The organism is Bradyrhizobium sp. HKCCYLS1011 (assembly GCF_051167795.1).
Lineage (GTDB): Bacteria > Pseudomonadota > Alphaproteobacteria > Rhizobiales > Xanthobacteraceae > Bradyrhizobium.
On record NZ_JBNPTT010000004.1, the window covers coordinates 541,168 to 561,213 of the forward strand.

Below are 20,046 nucleotides of genomic sequence, written 5' to 3' on the forward strand. Positions count from 1 at the left end.
GGCCGCGCGCCGTCGTCACCTCGAATTCCGAGCAGGCGCGCTGACCGAGGCGCGTATCATTTGTCGCGATCAAGCAAACGCGACAGCAAAGATTCGAACCGCTTGAAAAATTGTAGTCTCACAACGTCTTTGTTCCAGCGGAGATGCAGATTGAGCATCGGGCTGTTCTTATGCGGACGACCGATATCGGCAGCTCCCAAGCGTCGACGACCGAGAACTCGTCGAGCAGAGCTATTCCGACGCCGTTCGCAACGAGACCGACCGCTGTCTCGACATGCCTGATGAGAAAATCCACGCGCGCAGGGAGGCGTTCCTTCTCGAACAATTGCGAGACCATGGCTCCGTGCGGCGTTTCGGGTTCGAAACAGATCAGAGGCTCGCGAGCCAAATCACGCAGCGGGATTTCTACTTTCTTTGCCAGCCCATGCCGAACCCCATGCTGAGTGCGCAACGTCAATTCCATTTCAGTCCCCTGTGCCTGGTGGCTCTGGCGCAGCGCGGTCGTTCCAAATGATTCCCGAAGCTTTCAACGCATCCGGGTAACGCTCGAAGTATACGGCTTGGCGGGTTGCACATGGGCTCGGTGATCACGATCGCAATACTCTCGCATGGGCGGCGATCCGCTGCCGGGCGCGCCTGCGCTCGAACCGGGCATGACAGTTCGCCTCCTGCGAAGCACCAAGCCGTGAGTGATTTGATCGGCGCGTTGTAGAAAAGTCTGTGTACCGGTCGGCGGCTGGCGGCATCGAGATTGGCACAGCGGGCGCATTCACGTTGCTAATTAGCCTGATGCTCGCGAGTGTTGAAGAGTGTAACGCCAGTTTGCCGTCCGTCCCCTGATCGCGGACCGTGAGCGCCGCGTTGGACCCAGTCGACGTGGGGGTGACTCAATTCGCAGCCGTCCGGCACTGCTGCGTCACCAGTCTGGTTGTCGCTTCCTCTCGCGCCCGGAGCGGCGCGGCAGGTCCATCTGGTCATGTTCGAGCTCAACCGAAACCCGTCCGCACGACGGGCGGCGATCTCACAAAACCGAAATTGGCTTGGTCGCCGTCATTTTCGAAGGCGCCAAGCGTTGCAACGATCTCTTGATCACACGGCACGGTGATCAGGATTCAACAAAGAGCTGAAGAACTTTCAGCGTTGACAGTCGTGTCGCTTCTGCACGAAACGTCGGCCAACGACATTCTCCTTGCGTCGGACAGATGGAAGCGTCGGTCGGAGCTTGGGCGAAAGGGCGTTCACGACATCGCGCTCCGTTCGGTCACTTCCAATCGGCTTCTTCTGACGATCGCCTTCGCGCGGAAACGACGAGAGACATTCGATGTACCTGACGGCGTTACTGCTATCCCGTTTGCAGTTTGCATTTACGGTGTCGTTTCACATCATCTTCCCGTCGTTCACCATCGGGCTCGGTGCTTGGCTGGTCGTGCTGGAGGCAGCGCATCTGATGAGCGGCCGGGCGGTCTATCGCAGGCTGTTCGACTTCTGGCTCAAGATATTCGGCATCACCTTCGGACTTGGTGTCGTTTCCGGCGTCGTGATGGCATTCGAGTTCGGCACCAACTGGAGCCGGTTGTCGGAGGCCACCGGACCGATCCAGGGGCCGCTCCTGGTCTACGAAAGCTTCACGGCCTTTGCCCTGGAGGCGTCGTTCTTCGGCGTTCTGATCTTCGGCAGATGCCGCGTGCCTCCGCTCGTTTATCTGTTCTCCACCTTGATGGTCGCGCTCGGGACCACGTTCAGTGCATTCTGGATCATGGTCAACAACAGCTGGATGCAGGCGCCGGTCGGCTACGTCTTGCGCGACGGTCTCTACGTTCCCACCGACTGGAGCGCCATTATTTTCAGTCCAGTCGTCTGGGTTCGTTTCCCGCACATGCTGATCGGCGCTTATCTCACCGGTGCCTTTTGCGTCGCTGCCACGGGAGCCTGGTACGCGCTTCGGGCTACCTTCGTTGATGAAGCACGGATCATGCTGCGGATGGGTCTTGTGCTTGCTTCGCTTCTGATGCCGATCCAGTTGCTCTATGGGCACCTCAATGGTGAATACGTCCACGAGCTGCAACCGGCGAAATTCGCCGCCATCGAGGCGCGATGGCATGATGAGCAACCTGCGGGCGAAGTCGTACTTGCCGTTCCCGACGATGCCGCGGAGACGAACCGCTACGAAATGAAGATTCCCTGGCTCGGCAGCTTGGTCGCGGTCGGCAATTTCAGTTCGAAGGAGGTCGGCCTTGCGGATTTTCCGGTCGTTGAGCGGCCACCCGTCCTGATCCCGTTCTTCGCGTTCCGCATCATGGTGGGCTGCGGCCTGATCATGCTGGCGCTCGCCTGGGCAGGCTCCTTTCGGCTGATCAAGGGAACGCTCGAGCAGCGGCGCCTGCTGCTATGGGGCATCTTTCTGAGTTTTCCGCTGCCGTTCGCAGCCATTCTCACCGGCTGGTTCACCGCCGAGGTTGGCCGGCAACCCTGGGCCGTCTACGGCCTTCTGAAAACCGCGGATGCCGTTTCGCCGGAGCTGACCGTTGGCGCGACGGTCGCGTCGCTCATCTTCTTCGTCTCGATCTATCTCCTCATCTTCAGCTTCGGAACGCTCTACATCTATCGTCTGCTCAAGACAGGGCCCGCGCCGCGATCTGGCGAGCTCGTGACCAATCCGAAGCGCCCATTGGCAATTGCCGAGGGCACGCCAGCGTCCGCGGCGAGCTCGGGGGTGGGGCTGTGAGCATGCTGTTCTGGGTTGCGGCCCTGGCCGTGAGCACCTTGCTCTATGTCGTGCTCGACGGATTCGATCTCGGCGTGGGCATCCTGTTCGCCATTGCCGGCGATGAGACCGATCGCCGCCGTATGCTGTCGGCGATTTCCCCGGTCTGGGACGGCAACGAGACCTGGCTCGTGGTGTCCGGCACCGTGTTGTTTGGTGCGTTCCCCAGGGTCTATGCGACGCTGCTATCGGCGTTCTATCTTCCGATCGTCCTGATGCTCGGTGCGCTGATTCTGCGCGGGGTTGCATTCGAATTCCGCCACAACACGATCAAATTTCGCTGGATATGGAATTGCAGCTTTGTTGCCGGCTCTCTCGTGGCGACCTTCGTGCAAGGCATGATGATCGGTGCGCTGGTTCGAGGCCTGCCGATGACGGCCGGCCGCTATTCCGGCGGAATGTTTGGCTGGCTCGGCGGGTTTTCATGTCTGTGCGGCATCGGTCTTTGCTTTGGCTACGCGCTGCTCGGAGCCGCATGGCTCGTCGGCAAATCGCAGGGCATGCTGCGCAAGCGCATTTATGATCTTCTACCGCCGCTGACGTTCGGTGTCGGGTGTTTTCTCGTCGTCGCATTCGTCTACGCGCTAACACTCGATCTTCGCATTATGGGGCGTTGGCTGGAGCGGCCGTACCTGCTGCTGTTTCCCCTGATCGGCGCTGTCGCGGCATACTACCTGATCAAGGGGATCGCGGATCGCAGCGATTTCCAGCCGTTCCGCATGGTTGCGTTCATCTTCGTGGCCGCATTTGCGACCCAAGCCATCTCGTTCTGGCCCTACATGATCCCGTTTTCGATCACGGTCGAGCAGGCGCTGGCGCCGGAAAGCAGCCTGCACTTCATGTTCTGGGGTGCTGGACTCCTCGTGCTGCCGCTGACGCTCGGCTACACCGCGGTCGTCTATTGGATGTTCCGCGGCAAGATTGCGGAGGAGACCGAGCCGGCCCCGGCGCACGTCACCTTCGATTACAGCTCCACCTATCCCGAGAACGACTAGCGAGTGGCGGTCGCATCGGCATCCCTTTGAACCAGCAATCCGAAGCCTCCGAGAAGGAAAACGCCTATGGCTAAGAAAGTCGCAGACGCAATCATCGAGACACTGCAATCCGCCGGCGTTGAGCGCTGTTACGGCATCGTCGGCGATACGCTCAATGATATCGCGCATAGCATCGACAAGAGCGACATCCAGTGGGTTCACGTTCGCCACGAGGAGGCGGGTGCATTCGCGGCTGGTGCCGAAGCGCAGTTGACCGGCAAGCTGACGGCCGTGGCCGGAAGCTGCGGTCCCGGCAGTCTTCATTTCGTCAACGGCATCTACGAGTGCAATCGAAATCGGGCCCCCATCATCCTGATCGCGAGCCAGGTGCTGCGCAGCGAGCTTGGTTTCGATTTCATCCAGGAGGTCGATTTCAAGGAAGTCTATCGCGGTTGCAGCGTCTATTGCGATATGATCTACACGCCCGAACAGGCTCGGCGGAAGACCGTGATTGCGTGCCAGGCTGCGATCGCCAAGCGCGGCGTGGCGGTGCTGATCGTTCCGGTCGACGTCTCCAAGGCGGATATCCCCGACGATGTTCCCTATGGCGTGCACGTCAGCAAGCCCGTCATTGTACCGTGCGACGAAGAACTTGATCGCATGGCCGATATCCTCAACGCCGGAAAGAAGATAACTATCTACGCCGGATCAGGCTGTCAGGGCGCGCACGCGGAGGTCATGGAGACCGCCAGACGACTGATGGCCCCGGTGGCGCACACCACGCGCGCGAAGGATTTCCTCGAATACGACAATCCGCACAATGTCGGCATGACGGGCCTCATCGGCGGCGAGTCCGGCTACCACGCGGTGCGCGACTGCGACACGCTGCTCTTGCTCGGTGCCGACTTCGCCTGGCGTCAGTTCTATCCGGACCAAGCCAAGATCGTTCAGGTGGATATCGAGCCGACCCATCTCGGCCGGCGCCATCCGGTGACGATGGCTTCGATCGGCGGCATCAAGCCGACACTGGCGGCGTTGCTGCCGCGTCTCGCCCAACGCCACGATTCCTCTCATCACGACAAATACGTCGAGCGCTACAAGCACGTGATGCAGGAAAGATATGCCAAGGCCACGCCGGTCCACGGTGACGTCATCACCGGGACCTATCTCACGACCCTAATCGATCGCTACGCCGCCGAAGACGCCTTGTTTTCCGGCGATGACGGAACGCCGGTGGTCTGGTTGCACCAATATTTGAAAGTCAATGGCAAGCGGCGCACGTTCGGCAGCCTGCTTCACGGAACCATGGCCACGGCGCTGCCGTCGGCGCTCGGTCTGCAGGCGTGTCAGCCAGGCCGTCAGGTCATTTCGCTGTGCGGCGATGGAGGACTCTCCATGCTGTTCGGGGAACTGATGACGGTGATCCAGGAGAATCTCCCGGTGAAGATCGCCGTATACGACAATGGAAAACTCGGTTTCGTGGAGATCGAGCAGAAGACCGAAGGTTTGCTGCCGACGTTCACCAGCCTGAAGAACCCGAATTTTGGCAAGGTCGCCGAAGCGATGGGTCTCTGGGGCCGCACCGTCACGAAGGGCGCCGAGCTCGAGCACGCCGTTCAGGAGTGGCTCGCTCAGCCCGGGCCGGCGCTTCTTCATGTCAAGGTCGCACCGATGCAGCTCGTGATGCCTCCGACCATTGAATTCGAGCCGGCCGTCGGCATGGCGCTCTATGCGGCGCGGGCCGTGCTCCACGGCCGGGGAGGGGAGATCTGGGAGATGGCAAAGGAAAACTTTATCTGACTTGGTCTGAAATCACGTGCGAGGGACCGGTTCGGCCGGTCCCTCGGCGTGGTCGGCGGTCGCCATTTTCAGATCCGCCGCGGTCGCCGGCAGGATTTCGCCGAAGAACCATTGCAATCCAGGATCCTGGTTGCCGCGCTCATGCCAGACGGTTTCGACCATCACCTGCAGCGGATCATAGGGCAGTTTGAGAATCACAAGCGATTCGCGGGCCGCTTCTCGGATTGCGATACTGCGGGGCAGGGTTGCTACCATGTCGCTGCGGCCCACCAGATTCGCGACCGCGGAGTAATGCGGCAACGAAATGGCGACCCGTCCGACCAATCCGTTCTTGTCGTTCTCCTGTTCCAGCAGCAGACGCTCGATCCACACGCGCCGTTCGACGCCTTGTTCTTCGATAAAGCCGTCTGCGGGGCGTGCCTCGCTGCCGGTCAACTCAACCACGACATGTGGAAAGGCGAACAGCCGCTCCATCGTAATCTCCGATGCCGTCAATGGATGGCCAACGCGGACCACCAAGGCCTCGGATTCGGCAAGCACGGGCATGCGGCGCATCCGTCTTGGGAGATTTCCGAACCAGCCGACAGCCATCTCCACCTGACCGCTGTCAAGGTTGGCGACCAGATCGAGGCGGCTCAGCGGAAAGATCCGCAGGTTGATGTTCGGCCCCATTTTTCCGACCTTGTCCGCGATTAATGGCAGCAACGTCATGCCGGCGTAGTCCGACATTGCGATGCGGAAGGTTCGCGCGGACCGGAGCGGATCGAAGCTCCTTGACGTGACTGCCTCTGCGAAACGTCGCAAGCCCTCATTGATATCAGGCGCAAGTTCGAGCGCCCGAGCGGTCGGCGTCATGCCGGTCTCAGCCAGGATAAACAGTTGATCGTCAAGCAACTGGCGGAGACGGGCCAGGGCGTGGCTGACCGCCGAAGGGGTAATGTTCAGCTCGCGGGCTGCCCCGGCAACGCTGCGGTGGCGCATGATGGCTTCGAATACACGAAAGAGGTTGAGGTCCACCCGACGGATCGCCAATCCAAATTCTCCACCTGTACTGTCTCACCCCATACCATGAAAGCATCGAGCGGGCATCGCCGTTTGAAGACGGTTCATCTCACTTCTGAATGATCTTCATCGAAGTGACAATGACAGGACGGCATGCGCCGAGAACTGGCTCGGATCACCGGCGCGGCGCCCCAACCTCCCCGGCAGTGTTGATCCGCCGCCTGTCGGCCCTGCGCCTTCACTCCGTAGCAGGTAGGTGTAGTTGGATTGGCACGATAAAGAAAACAGGGCTTCCGAAATAGTCGGTTTCGCGATGTCGCGGACTCCCGCTACTGTCTTCCGCACACTCCGTTGACGCAGGTTTGGATAAGTGTCCTCTCCCAGCAGTGATGAAACTACCGAAGCCCTTCGGGCGGCAAATGTCAGAATGTTGTCGAATGCTCCAAGGCTCGGCGCTACGAGATGCTCAGATAGGAGAGGGGAGCAATGGAGCGCACCGCCACGATCCCTACTGCTGACACCAACAGATGCGTCAGCTCATCCATTTCGACGAACTATCCGTCCAGGCGGTCTCGCCAAGGATCACGGCTCGCTACCCGGCTCAATGCAGACTTGCACCAAGGCAGGACAATTGACCAGCATCTCCTGACCAGCGTCGAGCGATGGCGATCGTGGGAACCCGCATCAAGCCCACGTCCTGCCACGCGAGGCTTTGTCGGCGGGGCCGGGAAGCACGCCTATTGGACGCTTTCCATGCCGGCGAGGATAAGATCGATGCCAGCAACAAATTGCTCGCGATCATCGTGCTCGGGCAGCACTGTTGCCAGCTGCCGCACGAAGGGATGCTCCGTCGGATCGAGCTGCGCCCATTTCGCGGCAACGGTCTCAAGGAACGCCTTGCGGAACACTGACCGATCCGTGTGACGCGGGAAGACGCGGGCGCCTGCAGCGTACTGGCCGGCAAGGCCAAGGATGAAGCTCATGAGCGCGGTGGTGGCGTTGAATTGCGCGCGTTCGGGAACGCCGAGCGCCTGGACCTGACTGCCAATGCGTTCCAACATTCTCAGGACTGCATCCTGCCAGGGGTTACGGGAGAGTTGTCCTCCCACCCAAGGGTGAGCGTGGATGGCGTCGAAGACGCCCAGCGCGAGCGTGCGGATCACTTCCTGCGGCCTTAATCCCCTCACCGCATCAGCCGTGACGCCGGCGATGACGTGGTCCGTGGCCGCGGCAAGCAGATCGTTCTTGTCGGCGACGTGCCAGTAGATCGCTCCGCTCCCGGTCGAAAGCCGGGCAGCGAGCGCGCGGAAGGTCAGGGCGTCCTCGCCTTCGCTGTCGAGGATTTCAATGGCGGCCTCGACGATCCTCGCCTTCGAGAGAGCGTCCGTGCGCCGTTCAGTCCGAATCTTGGTTGCCATAACACTTAACTTGACATGGTTGGAACGATGTTCCAATAGATCAGTTGCGATGGAACGACATTCCAGGCCACTCTGAATGGAACGATTATGACCCCTGTGACGATTGTCGGGGCAGGCCTCGGCGGCCTGGTCCTCGCGCGCGTCTTATTTCTTCGCGGCATCCCCGCGACGATCTACGAGGCAGAACCTTCGGCGGAAGCCCGGGCGCAAGGTGGCCAGCTCGACATTCACGAGCACGGCGGGCAGGCCGCGCTTGCTGCGGCCGGTCTCATGGACGAATTCCGCGCCATCATTCACGAGGGCGGCCAGGCTTCGCGGGTGCTCGACCGCTATGGCAGAGTGTTGTTCGAACAGCGCGACGACGGTACGGGCGGGCGGCCCGAGGCCCTTCGAGGGGACCTGAGGCGTATCCTCATCGACTCCTTGCCGCCGGGGACGATCTGTTGGGGAAAGAAGGTCAGCAGTATCGCGGCGCTCGGCGGTACCCGGCACGAACTAACGTTCGCCGACGGGGCGGCCACCACCAGTGACCTCCTCGTGGGAGCCGACGGTGCCTGGTCGAACGTCAGGGGGCTGCTCTCCAAGAGCAAGCCTGAATACGTCGGAACGTCGTTTGTCGAGACCTACCTGTATGATGCCGACACGCGGCACCCTGCGGCGGCTGAAGCGGTCGGCGGCGGCGCATTGTTCGCGCTGGCCCCCGGACAGGGAATTTTCGCGCACCGCGAGGCTGGCAACGTTATTCATGCGTACATCGCGCTGAACCGCCCCGCCGCGTGGTTCGCCGGCCTTGATTTCAGCGCCGCGACCGCGGCAGCAAAAATTGCGGCCGAGTTCGATGGATGGGCGCCGGCGCTCACCGCGCTCATCACGGACAGCGCGACCACGCCGGTCCTGCGCATGCTCCACGCACTGCCAACCGGACATCGATGGAAGCGCGTGCCCGGGGTGACGCTTGTCGGGGACGCCGCGCACCTCGCGCCGCCGGCCGGGGAGGGCGCGAACCTCGCGATGCTCGATGGCGCCGAGCTCGCCTCCGCGATCGCGACGCATCCTGACGCGACAGAGACGGCGCTCGCCGCCTACGAAGCGGCGATGTTTCCGCGCAGCGAGTCGGCTGCCGCGGACGCGCACCAGACCCTGGCGCTCTGCCTCGACGACGGCACCCCCTTCCGCCTCATCCAGTTCTTCACGAACGCGCTCGCGAGGGACAGCGACGGCGCCGCGCAACCCTGATGCACCCGCCGACCTCTCCTACGCGCGCCACGCTTGGCGTCCCGACTGCTTGAGGATTTTGTCGATGATCTATGATGTCGTAATTGCCGGAGCCGGGCCGGTCGGCCTGTTTCTCGCGTGCGAACTTCGCCTTGCTGGCCGGTCGGTCCTGGTGCTGGAGCAAGCTGAACACCCCGAGACCCATTTGAAGGGAGCACCATTCGGCCTGCGGGGTCTTTCGGCGCCCAGCCTCGAAGCCTTCTATCGTCGCGGGTTGCTGGACGACATTCAGAAGATAGCGGCTACCAGCCCGGTCATCGAAGCCTTTCGTCGCGAACAGCGGGACGGGAGTAGTGGGGCGCGTCGCACCGACGATCGTACTGCGGCCGCCGCCCCGCATTGGATGCAACAGCCGCGCCGAGCAGCCGGCCATTTCGCCGGCATCCAGTTCTTCCACGAAGATATCGACACATCGAAATGGACGTATCGCCTGCCGAGCCCGGCGGGCACCCGTATGGCCGTCTACATGGACGCTCTCGAATCCGTCCTCGCCGCCCGGGCCGACGCAATGGGAGTCGAGATCAGGCGCGGCCACGGCGTTGACGACTTTGATCAATCAGACCAAGGCGTGACCATTCGGGCTGGCGACGAGACCTTCCGCGGAGGCTGGCTCGTCGGCTGCGATGGCGGGCGCAGTACCGTTCGCAAGCTCGGCGGCTTCGATTTCGCCGGCACCGATCCCGAATTCACTGGCTATTCGGTGGACGTCGAACTGGCCGATCCGGACAAGCTCCAAACCGGCCAGCACTATACGCCCGCGGGCATGTACACCTTTGCCCGGCCGGGGACGATCGCCATGGCTCACTTCGACGGCGGCGCCTTCCACCGAACCCAGCCGATCACGCGCGAGCACGTGCAGGCAGTCCTGCGCCAAGTTTCTGGCGCCGATGTCACCGTGAGGGCGCTCAAGCTTGCGACCACCTGGACGGATCGCGCCAATCAGGCGACCGCTTACCGGAACGGACGAGTGCTGCTTGCCGGCGACGCTGCGCATATCCATTCTCCCCTTGGGGGCCAAGGCCTCAACCTCGGGCTCGGCGATGCGATGAATCTCGGCTGGAAGCTGGCTGCCGTCATCCGTGGCGACGCGCCGAACGGTCTGCTCGACAGCTATTTCAGCGAACGCCACCCGGTGGGCGCGGCCGTCCTCGACTGGTCGCGTGCCCAGGTCGCGGTGATGCGGCCAGGCCGGAGCTCGCGCGCGCTTGAAGCCATCATCCGCGATCTGATTGGTACGCGCGATGGCGCGACCTATTTCGCCGAGCGCGTCTGGGCTGTCTCCCTCCGCTATGATCTCGGTGGCGGCCATCCGCTCATAGGCCGCAGCGTTCCTAACTTCGAATTGGCTGACGGGCGGAAAATCGGCGGGGTCTTCAGGACGGGCAAAGGGCTGTTCCTGGACTTCGAAGCGCACGCGCCGCTTGAAGCGCTCGCGGGGCGTTGGGGTGACCGGATCACCTATGTCGGCAGTGACGCCAAGGAGCGGCTGGGCTTGAGCGCTCTGCTCCTGCGTCCCGACGGAATCGTGGCCTGGGTTGGCGAGGGCACTCCCAACCTCCAGGAGGCGGCTCAGGCCGCATTGCGATGGTTCGGCGAACCAGACACGGCGCGGGGCTGACTGAAATGCTGTGGCGCTCGTGGCCTATGTCTGACGAGATCGGCTGAGCATCGGTCAGAAAGTTGCATGCCCGCAAAGCGGTGCGGATGTGTATCGTCGGGAATTCCGTCCTGTGAATTGATCCTTTGTCGGCCTCGTAAAGTGGTGAGCGAAGCCCGCGAGCACGGCTGCGGAGATGATGACGGCCTGCTCTGCGTACCGTTTGATGCTGTGGACGGGGTTCTAAAAGCCGCCACAGCTAAGCACGAGGCCGAGCAGAAGCAGATCGCGAACATAATGGCGGGGACGCACGATTCGTCTTGGGTGGACAAGACGCTGCGCGAGCTGAACTGCGAAGGTCTCAATTGAAAGCCGGGATGATCGGCGGTGATCTCCCGTCAGCCATCTCGAGCAACAAGTTAGCTACATCGGCCAGCGCGGCTGCTCTGCGTGTACATTTCGGTAAGCACAGGCCCTATTCGACCAGTCTAGCGCTTCGACTTGCTGGATTTTTGCGACTTGGGCGCGCCGCGGAGCTGAGGTTTCGTTTTCACCGCCTTCTTGGCTTTAGTCACGAGTGGATAGGACATTCCGCCCACCAATATCCCATCGGCGCGTGCTTCGATCCGAATCACGGGCTCCTCTTCCTTGTGGAAGTCGTCAGGATCGAAATCCTTGCCAGGCAGAATCCGCATCTTGATCTCTCGAGCATTGCCTGGTTCGAGGGTAAACGCATCCGAGCCAGCATTAGCGAATGCGATCCGCCAGTCACGCTTCACAAGAGTCAAAGGCAGCGAGGCCGTAAGGGTCATACGAGCTCGTTTGCGGAGCGGGTTCTTCACATGGAAGCTCATTCGATCAAATCCCGCCACCAGCAACTTGCGAGTGGCGCTGACCGGCGCGACATTGCGCTGGCCGATATTGTTGTCGTTCGGGACTAACCGCCACTCGGCTATCGAGTCAGTCGCGGTAAAGTTGTCAATATTGCTCGGGTCGTTCAACGCCGATACAACCATGAACATGCACTCGTGGCCAATCTGGGAAGGGACCCATTCGAATGGCCCAACCAGAATTTCCGCGGACGAATTGGGCGGCACATTTGCGCACGGGAGCTGTGCCGTCGTCATCGGCTGCCAATCGTCGGGATAGGTGAGCCCAGCGGATGGTTGGCAATGAAAGGCCCGCACGGTCACGTTGACGGCGATCTGTGTTCCTCGGTTCTTGACCTTCACATAAGCGTAGTTTGTGACCCCAACGACGGGCTCTTCATGAGCGGCGCCGCCGTCATTCAGGCGGCGATTCCAAATCGCCTGGCAGCTCCAGTGGTTGGGTTGAAACTGATATTCGCCGCCTCGGCCATCTTCGATATAGACATCGACGTCCGGCGGCGTACCCACATTGTTGTTGGGTTTCGGGACGCCGTTAGGCTGGTACATGCCCTGTTTTTCGAATCCCCAGCGGATTACCTTTCCATAGGCCCCGCCTGACAATCCCTCGGACAACCAGTCGGCCGCGTCTGCCTTTCTCAGCGCGTCCGCAAAATATTCAGCTGCTGGTGGATTGGTTGCAGAGTCCATGCCGCCGATCGCCGTAAGCATCAGGTAGCATACGACGCGCGCAGCGAATTGCTTCATGGCGATATCGGTGGAATCGCCTCCGATCGACTGGTAAATGCGAAACATCGTCGTCGAAAGGATTTGTTCGTTACCATAGCCCTTGTAGTCCAGCGTCGGATCGAACGGGTGCAGTGCGATGTTGCCGCTCCAGCCGAAGCCGGCAACAACGGCACGGTCGTGTCGACGGCCGGCAGCCGTGATCCACGGAAATGACAGATAACGATCCTGCGCCTGGCTTCCCGGATCGTTCAGAACGGTGGCAAAGCTGTCGCCTGCGCTGTGCGAGAAGCGGAAATTCGCCTTGCCTACGTGATTGAAAAGGACGCCATGGCCAAACAGCTCGTGCATTGCCACGCGCAAATCGCAGGCGAGGCCAATCGGAGCGTTAAGATCTCCGAGATCGGCCAAGGCGAAGCTCGTATAGCCAATTCCCACTCCCCCCGCATTGCCGACACAATGCGCGTTGATCTCAATGCCTTGTGGGTCATTGGGATCGGCGTGGCCGCGGTGGTCTACCGGACTCGGGAAGGTGGTTCCCGGCAGATAGCTGGGAGGATCAAAACCCAGATCCTCCAGCAAGCGGTAGAACCGATCGCAATTGTGGTAGGCGTTGACGGCAGCAAAATCGTTGCTGCGGGCGTCGAAGTCGAAGCTCATTCCATTCGAGATCTGAGGGTCCGCTATCGTCGGCGCCTCGATTTCGGTCAGGATGACGTTACTCCCACTCAGGGACTGGGTGCCGTTTACCGGGGGCGAGAGCCCCGCGAGCGTTACAGAGCTGCGTACCGGGTTGAGTACCAAGCTGGCCGCATTTGGCAACGGGCCCCCCGCCAGGGTAACCGGATCGGTCATGAATACCATGCCGGTCACACTGTCAGCAAAGGGCAGCAGCAGGAGCACGGAGCCCGTCTCGACTTCGACCAGCGCGACCCAATGCAGCGGTTCCATGCCGGACGTATCAAACCGGAAATAGACTGCCGTAACGACATAATGCTCTCCCTCCCGAATCGAGCCATGAACAGGTGGAAGCGGAAGACCAGGACCGGCCGCTTGTAGTGCGGGCAGGCGTTTGGCTGCGGGGACCGAGAGGTGGGTACGCTCGGCTCCGTCATACCGGTAAATCATCAACCGTTGATGGTCGATGCTAAATGATGCTTCTCGCGCCGATCCGGCATCAAGTCCCAGACTTCTCGCCAGGCCTGTAAGGTCGATGGCCTTCGAGCGGGAGAGGGCTTCCGGTGATGGCCGCTTGACCTTTGGATCGGGGTGTTGCGTTGTTTGCGCTCCGACGATCCGCAACGGGTTCTCTTTCATCGTGACTGCGAGGCCTGCTTCCCAGACCGGCAGTCCGAAACAGGTCTGGCTAAAGACCATGGTGACGAGATCGAACTGATGCTTTTCACTGCGCAGCCGGAACTCGATTTGATCCGACGTTGGGTCTTGCGCGAGGGGCGCAAACAACTGTTTCAGTTCGCTCGCTTGCAGTCCAAGAAGCTTGCCGTATCGATTGAGATAGTCGCCTGCAGCAAGCTGCGCTGTCGGCGCGTCGGTTCGGACATAACGGTCGTGAGAAAGCGCACGGGCAACTCCTGAATCATCCCGCAGGATCCTGGTTTGGGAGTGCGCATCGAATTCCTCGAACATGGCTGCCTCCTGACGGCTCGCTCTACTCTCTCATCGGACCTTGGTGCTTTCGGTTGCCGCAGCGCAAAATGGCCGCGAATAGTCAGCGTTGATCAAAATGGTACGCCTGCTAAGCTATGATCAATTTTGCGGACCCCCTTGTGGGGTGGTTCACACTTCAAACTGTTCAATTCGGGTTATTCCTCGCCTATTCAGCTATGGAAGATCTCGAAATGGCGGGTGAGCACCTACGGGTCCGACTGCCTCGTTAGGGAAAGTTCTCAGGCTCACCGGTGTCAGACGATCGAACAAACAACAGCAGGAGCATGGAAGCGTATTATCGCGAACGTGCCGCGGTATATGACGAATTCTACCAGGTCAGCCGACGCCAGGATGACCTTGTCGCTCTGAGATCCTGGGTTGTCGAACGGGTGCAGAATAGCACAATTCTCGAAGTCGCGGCGGGCACCGGCTATTGGACGGAGGTTGCGGCGCCGGCCGCGAAGACAATCACGGCGACCGATTGCAATCCCGAAACGCTGGCCATAGCAGCGCAGCGAAGCCTTGGTTCGCACGTAAGCCTGATTGTAGCCGATGCCTACCAGCTACCGGAATTTCCAGATACCTTCAGCGCGGGGATGGCAATGCTCTGGTGGTCGCACGTCCACAGGCAGCGGCGCCAGGAATTCTTGAGCCACTTCGCGAGCCGGCTGGCACCAGGCGCGTTGATCCTCATGTTCGACCAATTCTACATCGAGGGCCTCAGCAGCCCCATTTCACGGCGGGACGAATGGAATAACCTCTACACCGAGCGCGTTCTACCCAATGGCAAGACCTTTGAAATCGTCAAAAATTACCCAACCGACGACGAGATCATCGAGACGTTCTCGGACCTTTGCGAGCACGTAGAGATCGCGCGGCTTCGTGAATTCTGGACTGTCAGCGCGCGCCTGCGTCGCTAATTGATGGGTACTCGAAAGTGATTACGGCGGAAGGCCTTTGCTCCCCTCGCGCGCCATGTTGATGGCGGGTATGCCGCACAGCTTCTCGGTTCTCTGTCGAAGTGTAGGTGTGTCCGTGCACAGGCCGGTGATGAGGTCGACTGAGAAGCCCATGTCGTGCAGCGTCAGCTTGCCGCCCAAGGCTCCTAGCGCATCTGATGCCGCCAGGATGATCTTGCCGTCGGAGCGACTGCTCCGGAGACGTTCAAGAAAGACCGGTACGTTGGCACCCAGAAAGTCGCCACCGCATTCAATCAGAACTGCGTCGGCCGTCATTGAGAAGCAATAGTCGAGCGCCCGGTCAAACACGCTCTCCATGCCGGCGCGACCGGACGGATACGTCGTCGGCAGCCCAAAATCGACGCAATCCAGTACGTGCGTTGCTCCAAAGTCTCGATAGGCGAGCAATTCACTGATGGATGAAGTGCCCGTGGCTTTCAGAACGACCAAGTTTCTCATGCCACTCTGAAGCAGAGAACGAATCGTTGCGATGCCCGCCGTGGTTTTTCCGACCTCCGCTGAGGTGCCGAGCACAACGTAAAGCAGCGCCCGGTCCGGTTTGCCGGGATCCGAGTTGAGCGCGAAATCTCGAATGTTAAGGTTTTTGTCGCCGCCCATGCGCAGGGCACCGACGTATCTGACTTCGCCCAGATGGCCCTTGCTTACGGGGGAGTCGCCTACCAGGTTTCCGACGATACCTGCTTGCGCCAACACCCAATACAGGTTGCCGGGGAGCAGGCCTTCAGTTGGAATGTCACCAACAACCCAGCGCGTCGACTCCCGGTACCCTGGTGTTGCAAGAAAAAGGTCACCAGGAGCCAACATCAATGACCGGCCCGAAACGTCCTCAACGATGATGGGCGTGGTGTCCTGTGGCAGCTCAAAGGCGCACACGTCGCCTTCAAATGCAGCCACAGCGACACAGGATGCAGATTCCAGTCGTGGCACTCGCCGCAGGACTGATGTTCGCTTGATGTCCGGGCGAAGCTCCACGTTGTCCAATACACTCATGGGCATCGCGCTCTGCTGCGATTTGCTATTTTTTCTTGGTTGGCTTCCTGCCGCCCTGGTCGTTTACGATCAGGATCTTGCCGGATCCAAACTTTTCAAACTGTTTCGGTGGAATGTTGAGCGCCTGCGCAAGCGCGGCGATCTGCTTTCGGTTTGACGGTATGGTCACGATGAATTTCTTCAACACGTGCCTATAAGTATCTGGCTTGCCGGGAACTGGAACAAAACACATCAACGCCTCCCTGGAAAAAGGTAGGCACCCACTGGCGCCATTGAGAATCTCAAAAGTTTACTCAAAGCCCGCGAGGCGTCCATCCGAATTTGCAATAATTGCGACGTCGGCGTGCTACGGTCCGGCTGGCTTCGGCCGTCGACCTTGATTTGTTGAAGCCGAGTCAGCAGGATACGGCTTTTCGGCGGCTATTTCGGAAACTCGCATGATTTGCATGCACTGCAGGGCTTCCGTTGAGGAAAACAAGAAATTCTGTGGCGATTGCGGGGCGCCATTGCCATGGCGGTGCCACGTCTGCAGCTCGGAAAACGCGCCGGACAAGCGGTTCTGCGGGGAATGTGGCACCAGCTCGCTGCGCGTACCGTCTGACCTGCCGGTTGCTGCGTTGCCAGAAACCGGTTTGGAGCGGCGTCATCTGACCGTCATGTTTGTCGATTTGGTCGGGTCCACGGTCCTTGGTAGGCAATTGGACCCCGAAGATCTGAGACATGTCATTGCCGGTTTCAACGGCGCCGTCATAACAGCAATCAAGCAGTATGAGGGGTTTGTCGCTCGCTATTTGGGCGACGGCATTCTTGCCTATTTCGGCTATCCCCAGGCGCACGAAGCCGACGCAGAGCGTGCAATCAGCGCAGGGCTGGCAGCCGTCAGTGCGGTTGGCGGTCTTGCCAGCAAGGCAGGGCCTCCCGGTACTCTGAGTGCGCGCGTCGGCATCGCCACTGGCTTGGTCGTCGTTGGCGATCTATTGGGCGCATCGCAGGAGGCCGCGGCAATCGGCGATACGCCCAATCTCGCTGCTCGCTTGCAGTCCGCTGCCAGGCCCGGCACAGTTTGTATTTCCGAGGCAACCAAACGCCTCGCCGGGGGCCTCTTTGAGTACCAGCAGTTCGATACGGGAATAATGAAAGGACGGCCGCCCGGAGAACCAGCGTGGCTCGTCCTTGGCCAAAGCTCGGTTGACAGCCGATTCGAGGCACTACACCCGCGACAGCTAAGGTTGGTCAACCGCATCGAAGAAGTCGAACTGCTTCAGAGGCGATGGCAGCAGGTCAACAGTGGCGAAGGGCGGGTCGTGCTGCTCTGCGGCGACCCGGGCATCGGAAAATCGCGCCTGGTCGCTACGATCGAGCAAGTGGTCCGCGATGGCAGACACTTTGCTTTCCGGTTTTCTTGCTCGCCGCTACACCGTCACACGCCGCTCTATCCCGTTATCCACCTGGTCCAGCGTATCGCAAGCCTTCACGGCACGGACTCTGCGGATGTGAGGCGCGAGAAGCTGAGGCGGTCACTGCCGGCCGATGCCTCTGCGGAAGACATCGTTCATCTCGCCGACCTGCTCTCGATCCCAAACACCGCCGAGGAACAGGCGAGCAACGTATCCCCGCGCGCGAAGAAGGAGATGACATTTACCGCGATACTTCGCCAATTTGAAAGCTCCGCCTGGCGGTCGCCGATCGCAGTGACTTTTGAAGACATCCATTGGGCTGATGCAACAACGCTCGACTTGTTGGCGCGCTTGATTGATCTGGCGGAACAGATTCCAATACTCGTCATCATCACGTCGCGTCGCGTCGATCCTCACCCCGCATGGTCGTCGCGCCCGCACGTTACCGTTCGCATCTTGAATGCGCTTGATCGGCATTTGGCGGCGGTACTTGTCCAGGAAGTCGCCGGCAATCTGCATTTGTCCAGTCAGTTTGTCGATCGCATCGTCGCTAATTCCGACGGCGTGCCGCTGTTCATCGAAGAGCTGACCAGGTCAATATTGGAAAGAGACCGACAGCAAAACGACGGTTCGAACGATTCGACTGAATGGCAGTTCGCCCCCGGCACAATACCGGCGACGCTGCACGCTTCTCTCATGAGCAGGCTTGACCGCCTTCCTCTTGGAAAAGAAATCGCGCAGACCAGCTCAGTTATCGGGCGTGAATTTTCTTTCGACATCCTGCAAGCCATCTCTGATTTATCCCATATCCAAATCAAACGCTCGCTGAGGGAACTGATAGAAGCCCAGCTCATTATCCCTCATGACGCCGTTTACCTGTTCAAGCATGCCCTTGTGCAAGAAACTGCTTACGCCTCGCTGCCACGTGAGCGGCGCTCCGCCATCCATCGCAAGATCGCTGAGGTGCTTGAGAAGGCTCCGGCCGACGTCGAGGCGACCCTTCCTCAAGTAACAGCCTGGCATTTTGCCGAAGCTGGCATGCCCGACAAGGCGGTGACGTACTATCTGAGGTCGGCGGATCTCGCGACTGGGCGGTTCGCGCTCGCAGAAATGGTGAACCACCTTCGGAATGCTTTGCGCCAGCTCGAGCTCCTGCCGGATTCGCCTGAGAGGAGACGACGTGAGCTCCCAATTCAGGTCGCACTCGGTCGCGCCTTGATCGACCACGAGGGATCCGGCAGCGAGGAGGTCCGCACGACGTTCGAGCGCGCTCTCCGGCTGTGTCTGGAGTTCGACGACACTCATCAAATGATTCGCGTGCACGACGGTTTGATCAATTACTATTTCACTCATTCGGCATATGATAAGATGCTTTCGTCCGCCCACGAGCTTCGTGATGCCGGCCACAAAGCGGGGAATCGGCAGGCCCTGCTGGTCGCTAAGCGCTCGAGCGGTTTCGCGCATCTACTTTCGGGCAGCTTCGCGAAGGCGCACGACGACCTCAGGTCCTTCCTCGATATGTACGAGGCTTCTCGAGATGGACCTGAAGCGGCGCTAACCACACGAGATCCAAAGGTCTCGGCTTGCACTATCCTTGGAATCTGCCTTACTGCTATGGGTAATCCTGACTCGGGTGCTGCCATGAGCACCGAAGGGATCAAGCATGCGGAGACACTGAATCATCAGGTCAGCCTGGTTCTCGGCCTGCGCCGCGCATGCGTGCAACGTATTATGCAGAGGGACGACCAGGGCGTGCGCGACCTTGCCGCCCGAATTTTCAAGATCACCTCGGAATACGAAACATTCAAGGGTGCGCGGGACGGGATGATTTTCCATTGCTGGGGACAATTTCGCGCCACTCGCGACCCGTTCTTTCTCAACGAAATGCAGGTCACGATCCGACATTTCGAAACCACCGAACACTGGGCGTTTCTACCATTTTTCATGGCGTCTGCGGCAGAATTACGGGGCGAAATAGGCGATCGCGCCGGCGCAATGGATTTGCTTGATCGCGCAACGAAGCTGGTTGAATCGATCGGAGAAAAATGGTGTGCCGCGGAAATCATCCGCCTGCGAGGGTTATACGGCGCGCGCAACAACGAAGAAAAGCGAGCCTTGCTACAGGCGAGTCTTGTAATGGCGACTGATCAGGGAGCGAAGCTCTGGCAATTGCGCGCCGCGATCAACCTGGCCGAGCTACTACAAAGCGAAGGAGATGAAGCCGGCGCACATGCTCTGCTGGCGCCGATCAGCGACTCGTTTACGGAGGGCGCCGACACGAGCGATTTGATTTCGGCGCGGACCTTGCTGGCCAGGCTCGGCGAGCGATCGCTCCATCATTGAGGAGAGATCGGCAACGACGATCGTCGGCGCCTCTAGCGTTGCGACTAGCCCATTCCGACGAGGCCACCAGGCGAAAGTGCGTGCAGACGGCACCGTTGATGTGGGCCGGCTCAATAACTACGGTCCCCCGAGCTCATCGGGACCGCGTCCACGCAATGCGACGGCTCCTGAGGATTCCCGTCGTTCAGGCGGCAACCCATTGAGGTGCGGGACCTTAGACCGCAA

At 60.2% G+C, this 20,046-nt stretch carries 14 protein-coding genes; 8 read left to right on the forward strand and 6 right to left on the reverse strand.

Translation table 11 applies throughout. The annotated features are described in order from the left end of the window. Positions 1-118: 118 nt before the first annotated feature. The gene (locus ACQR1W_RS15570; protein WP_434851576.1) at positions 119-463 is read right to left on the reverse strand and encodes a LysR substrate-binding domain-containing protein; all 345 of its coding nucleotides are present in this window, start codon (positions 461-463) and stop codon (positions 119-121) included. Between the two features lie 858 nt (positions 464-1,321). Here ACQR1W_RS15570 and ACQR1W_RS15575 point away from each other — a divergent pair. The 3 genes from ACQR1W_RS15575 to ACQR1W_RS15585 all read left to right on the forward strand — a co-directional run bounded on the left by ACQR1W_RS15575 (position 1,322) and on the right by ACQR1W_RS15585 (position 5,538). Continuing rightward, complete coding sequence (locus tag ACQR1W_RS15575; protein WP_434851577.1) at positions 1,322-2,725, forward strand: cytochrome ubiquinol oxidase subunit I; 1,404 nt, start codon at positions 1,322-1,324, stop codon at positions 2,723-2,725. Between the two features lie 2 nt (positions 2,726-2,727). Continuing rightward, a complete protein-coding gene (gene cydB, locus ACQR1W_RS15580; protein ID WP_434851578.1) occupies positions 2,728-3,759 on the forward strand; it encodes a cytochrome d ubiquinol oxidase subunit II in 1,032 nt (343 codons plus the stop codon). Between the two features lie 66 nt (positions 3,760-3,825). Further along, a complete protein-coding gene (locus tag ACQR1W_RS15585; RefSeq protein WP_434851579.1) occupies positions 3,826-5,538 on the forward strand; it encodes a thiamine pyrophosphate-dependent enzyme in 1,713 nt (570 codons plus the stop codon). Positions 5,539-5,550: 12 nt separating this feature from the next. Here ACQR1W_RS15585 and ACQR1W_RS15590 read toward each other — a convergent pair whose 3' ends face one another. Continuing rightward, positions 5,551-6,570, reverse strand: a complete 1,020-nt coding sequence (locus ACQR1W_RS15590) for a LysR family transcriptional regulator (RefSeq protein WP_434851580.1) — start codon at positions 6,568-6,570, stop codon at positions 5,551-5,553. 707 nt (positions 6,571-7,277) lie between these two features. Beyond that, a complete protein-coding gene (locus ACQR1W_RS15595; protein ID WP_434851581.1) occupies positions 7,278-7,994 on the reverse strand; it encodes a TetR/AcrR family transcriptional regulator in 717 nt (238 codons plus the stop codon). Positions 7,995-8,042: 48 nt separating this feature from the next. Here ACQR1W_RS15595 and ACQR1W_RS15600 point away from each other — a divergent pair, with 48 nt between their 5' ends. The 3 genes from ACQR1W_RS15600 (at position 8,043) to ACQR1W_RS15610 (ending at position 11,199) form a co-directional block, all read left to right on the forward strand. Beyond that, the gene (locus ACQR1W_RS15600) at positions 8,043-9,194 is read left to right on the forward strand and encodes an FAD-dependent oxidoreductase (protein ID WP_434851854.1); all 1,152 of its coding nucleotides are present in this window, start codon (positions 8,043-8,045) and stop codon (positions 9,192-9,194) included. A gap of 64 nt (positions 9,195-9,258) precedes the next feature. Next, entirely contained in the window at positions 9,259-10,851 is a 1,593-nt protein-coding gene (locus tag ACQR1W_RS15605; RefSeq protein ID WP_434851582.1) for an FAD-dependent oxidoreductase, read from the forward strand. 144 nt (positions 10,852-10,995) lie between these two features. Next, entirely contained in the window at positions 10,996-11,199 is a 204-nt protein-coding gene (locus ACQR1W_RS15610; protein ID WP_434851583.1) for a hypothetical protein, read from the forward strand. Positions 11,200-11,318: 119 nt separating this feature from the next. Here the strand turns inward: ACQR1W_RS15610 and ACQR1W_RS15615 are convergent, their stop codons facing one another. Beyond that, positions 11,319-14,090, reverse strand: a complete 2,772-nt coding sequence (locus ACQR1W_RS15615; RefSeq protein WP_434851584.1) for a hypothetical protein — start codon at positions 14,088-14,090, stop codon at positions 11,319-11,321. A gap of 305 nt (positions 14,091-14,395) precedes the next feature. Here ACQR1W_RS15615 and ACQR1W_RS15620 point away from each other — a divergent pair, with 305 nt between their 5' ends. After that, entirely contained in the window at positions 14,396-15,031 is a 636-nt protein-coding gene (locus ACQR1W_RS15620; protein ID WP_434851585.1) for a class I SAM-dependent methyltransferase, read from the forward strand. Between the two features lie 21 nt (positions 15,032-15,052). Here the strand turns inward: ACQR1W_RS15620 and ACQR1W_RS15625 are convergent, their stop codons facing one another. Together ACQR1W_RS15625 and ACQR1W_RS15630 are read right to left on the reverse strand one after the other, a co-directional pair. After that, complete coding sequence (locus tag ACQR1W_RS15625) at positions 15,053-16,081, reverse strand: hypothetical protein (RefSeq protein WP_434851586.1); 1,029 nt, start codon at positions 16,079-16,081, stop codon at positions 15,053-15,055. 25 nt (positions 16,082-16,106) lie between these two features. Then, positions 16,107-16,313, reverse strand: a complete 207-nt coding sequence (locus ACQR1W_RS15630; protein WP_434851587.1) for a hypothetical protein — start codon at positions 16,311-16,313, stop codon at positions 16,107-16,109. A 205-nt stretch (positions 16,314-16,518) separates the two neighbouring features. Here ACQR1W_RS15630 and ACQR1W_RS15635 point away from each other — a divergent pair, with 205 nt between their 5' ends. Continuing rightward, positions 16,519-19,821, forward strand: coding sequence for an AAA family ATPase (locus ACQR1W_RS15635; protein WP_434851588.1), 3,303 nt, complete (start codon positions 16,519-16,521; stop codon positions 19,819-19,821). Positions 19,822-20,046: the final 225 nt, after the last annotated feature.

Coding starts and splice junctions, on each gene's coding strand:
- ACQR1W_RS15570 (WP_434851576.1), bottom strand. CDS start 463: ATGGAATTGACGTTGCGCACTCAGCATGGGGTTCGGCATGGGCTGGCA.
- ACQR1W_RS15575 (WP_434851577.1), top strand. CDS start 1,322: ATGTACCTGACGGCGTTACTGCTATCCCGTTTGCAGTTTGCATTTACG.
- cydB (WP_434851578.1), top strand. CDS start 2,728: ATGCTGTTCTGGGTTGCGGCCCTGGCCGTGAGCACCTTGCTCTATGTC.
- ACQR1W_RS15585 (WP_434851579.1), top strand. CDS start 3,826: ATGGCTAAGAAAGTCGCAGACGCAATCATCGAGACACTGCAATCCGCC.
- ACQR1W_RS15605 (WP_434851582.1), top strand. CDS start 9,259: ATGATCTATGATGTCGTAATTGCCGGAGCCGGGCCGGTCGGCCTGTTT.
- ACQR1W_RS15615 (WP_434851584.1), bottom strand. CDS start 14,090: ATGTTCGAGGAATTCGATGCGCACTCCCAAACCAGGATCCTGCGGGAT.
- ACQR1W_RS15620 (WP_434851585.1), top strand. CDS start 14,396: ATGGAAGCGTATTATCGCGAACGTGCCGCGGTATATGACGAATTCTAC.
- ACQR1W_RS15625 (WP_434851586.1), bottom strand. CDS start 16,081: ATGAGTGTATTGGACAACGTGGAGCTTCGCCCGGACATCAAGCGAACA.
- ACQR1W_RS15630 (WP_434851587.1), bottom strand. CDS start 16,313: ATGTGTTTTGTTCCAGTTCCCGGCAAGCCAGATACTTATAGGCACGTG.
- ACQR1W_RS15635 (WP_434851588.1), top strand. CDS start 16,519: ATGATTTGCATGCACTGCAGGGCTTCCGTTGAGGAAAACAAGAAATTC.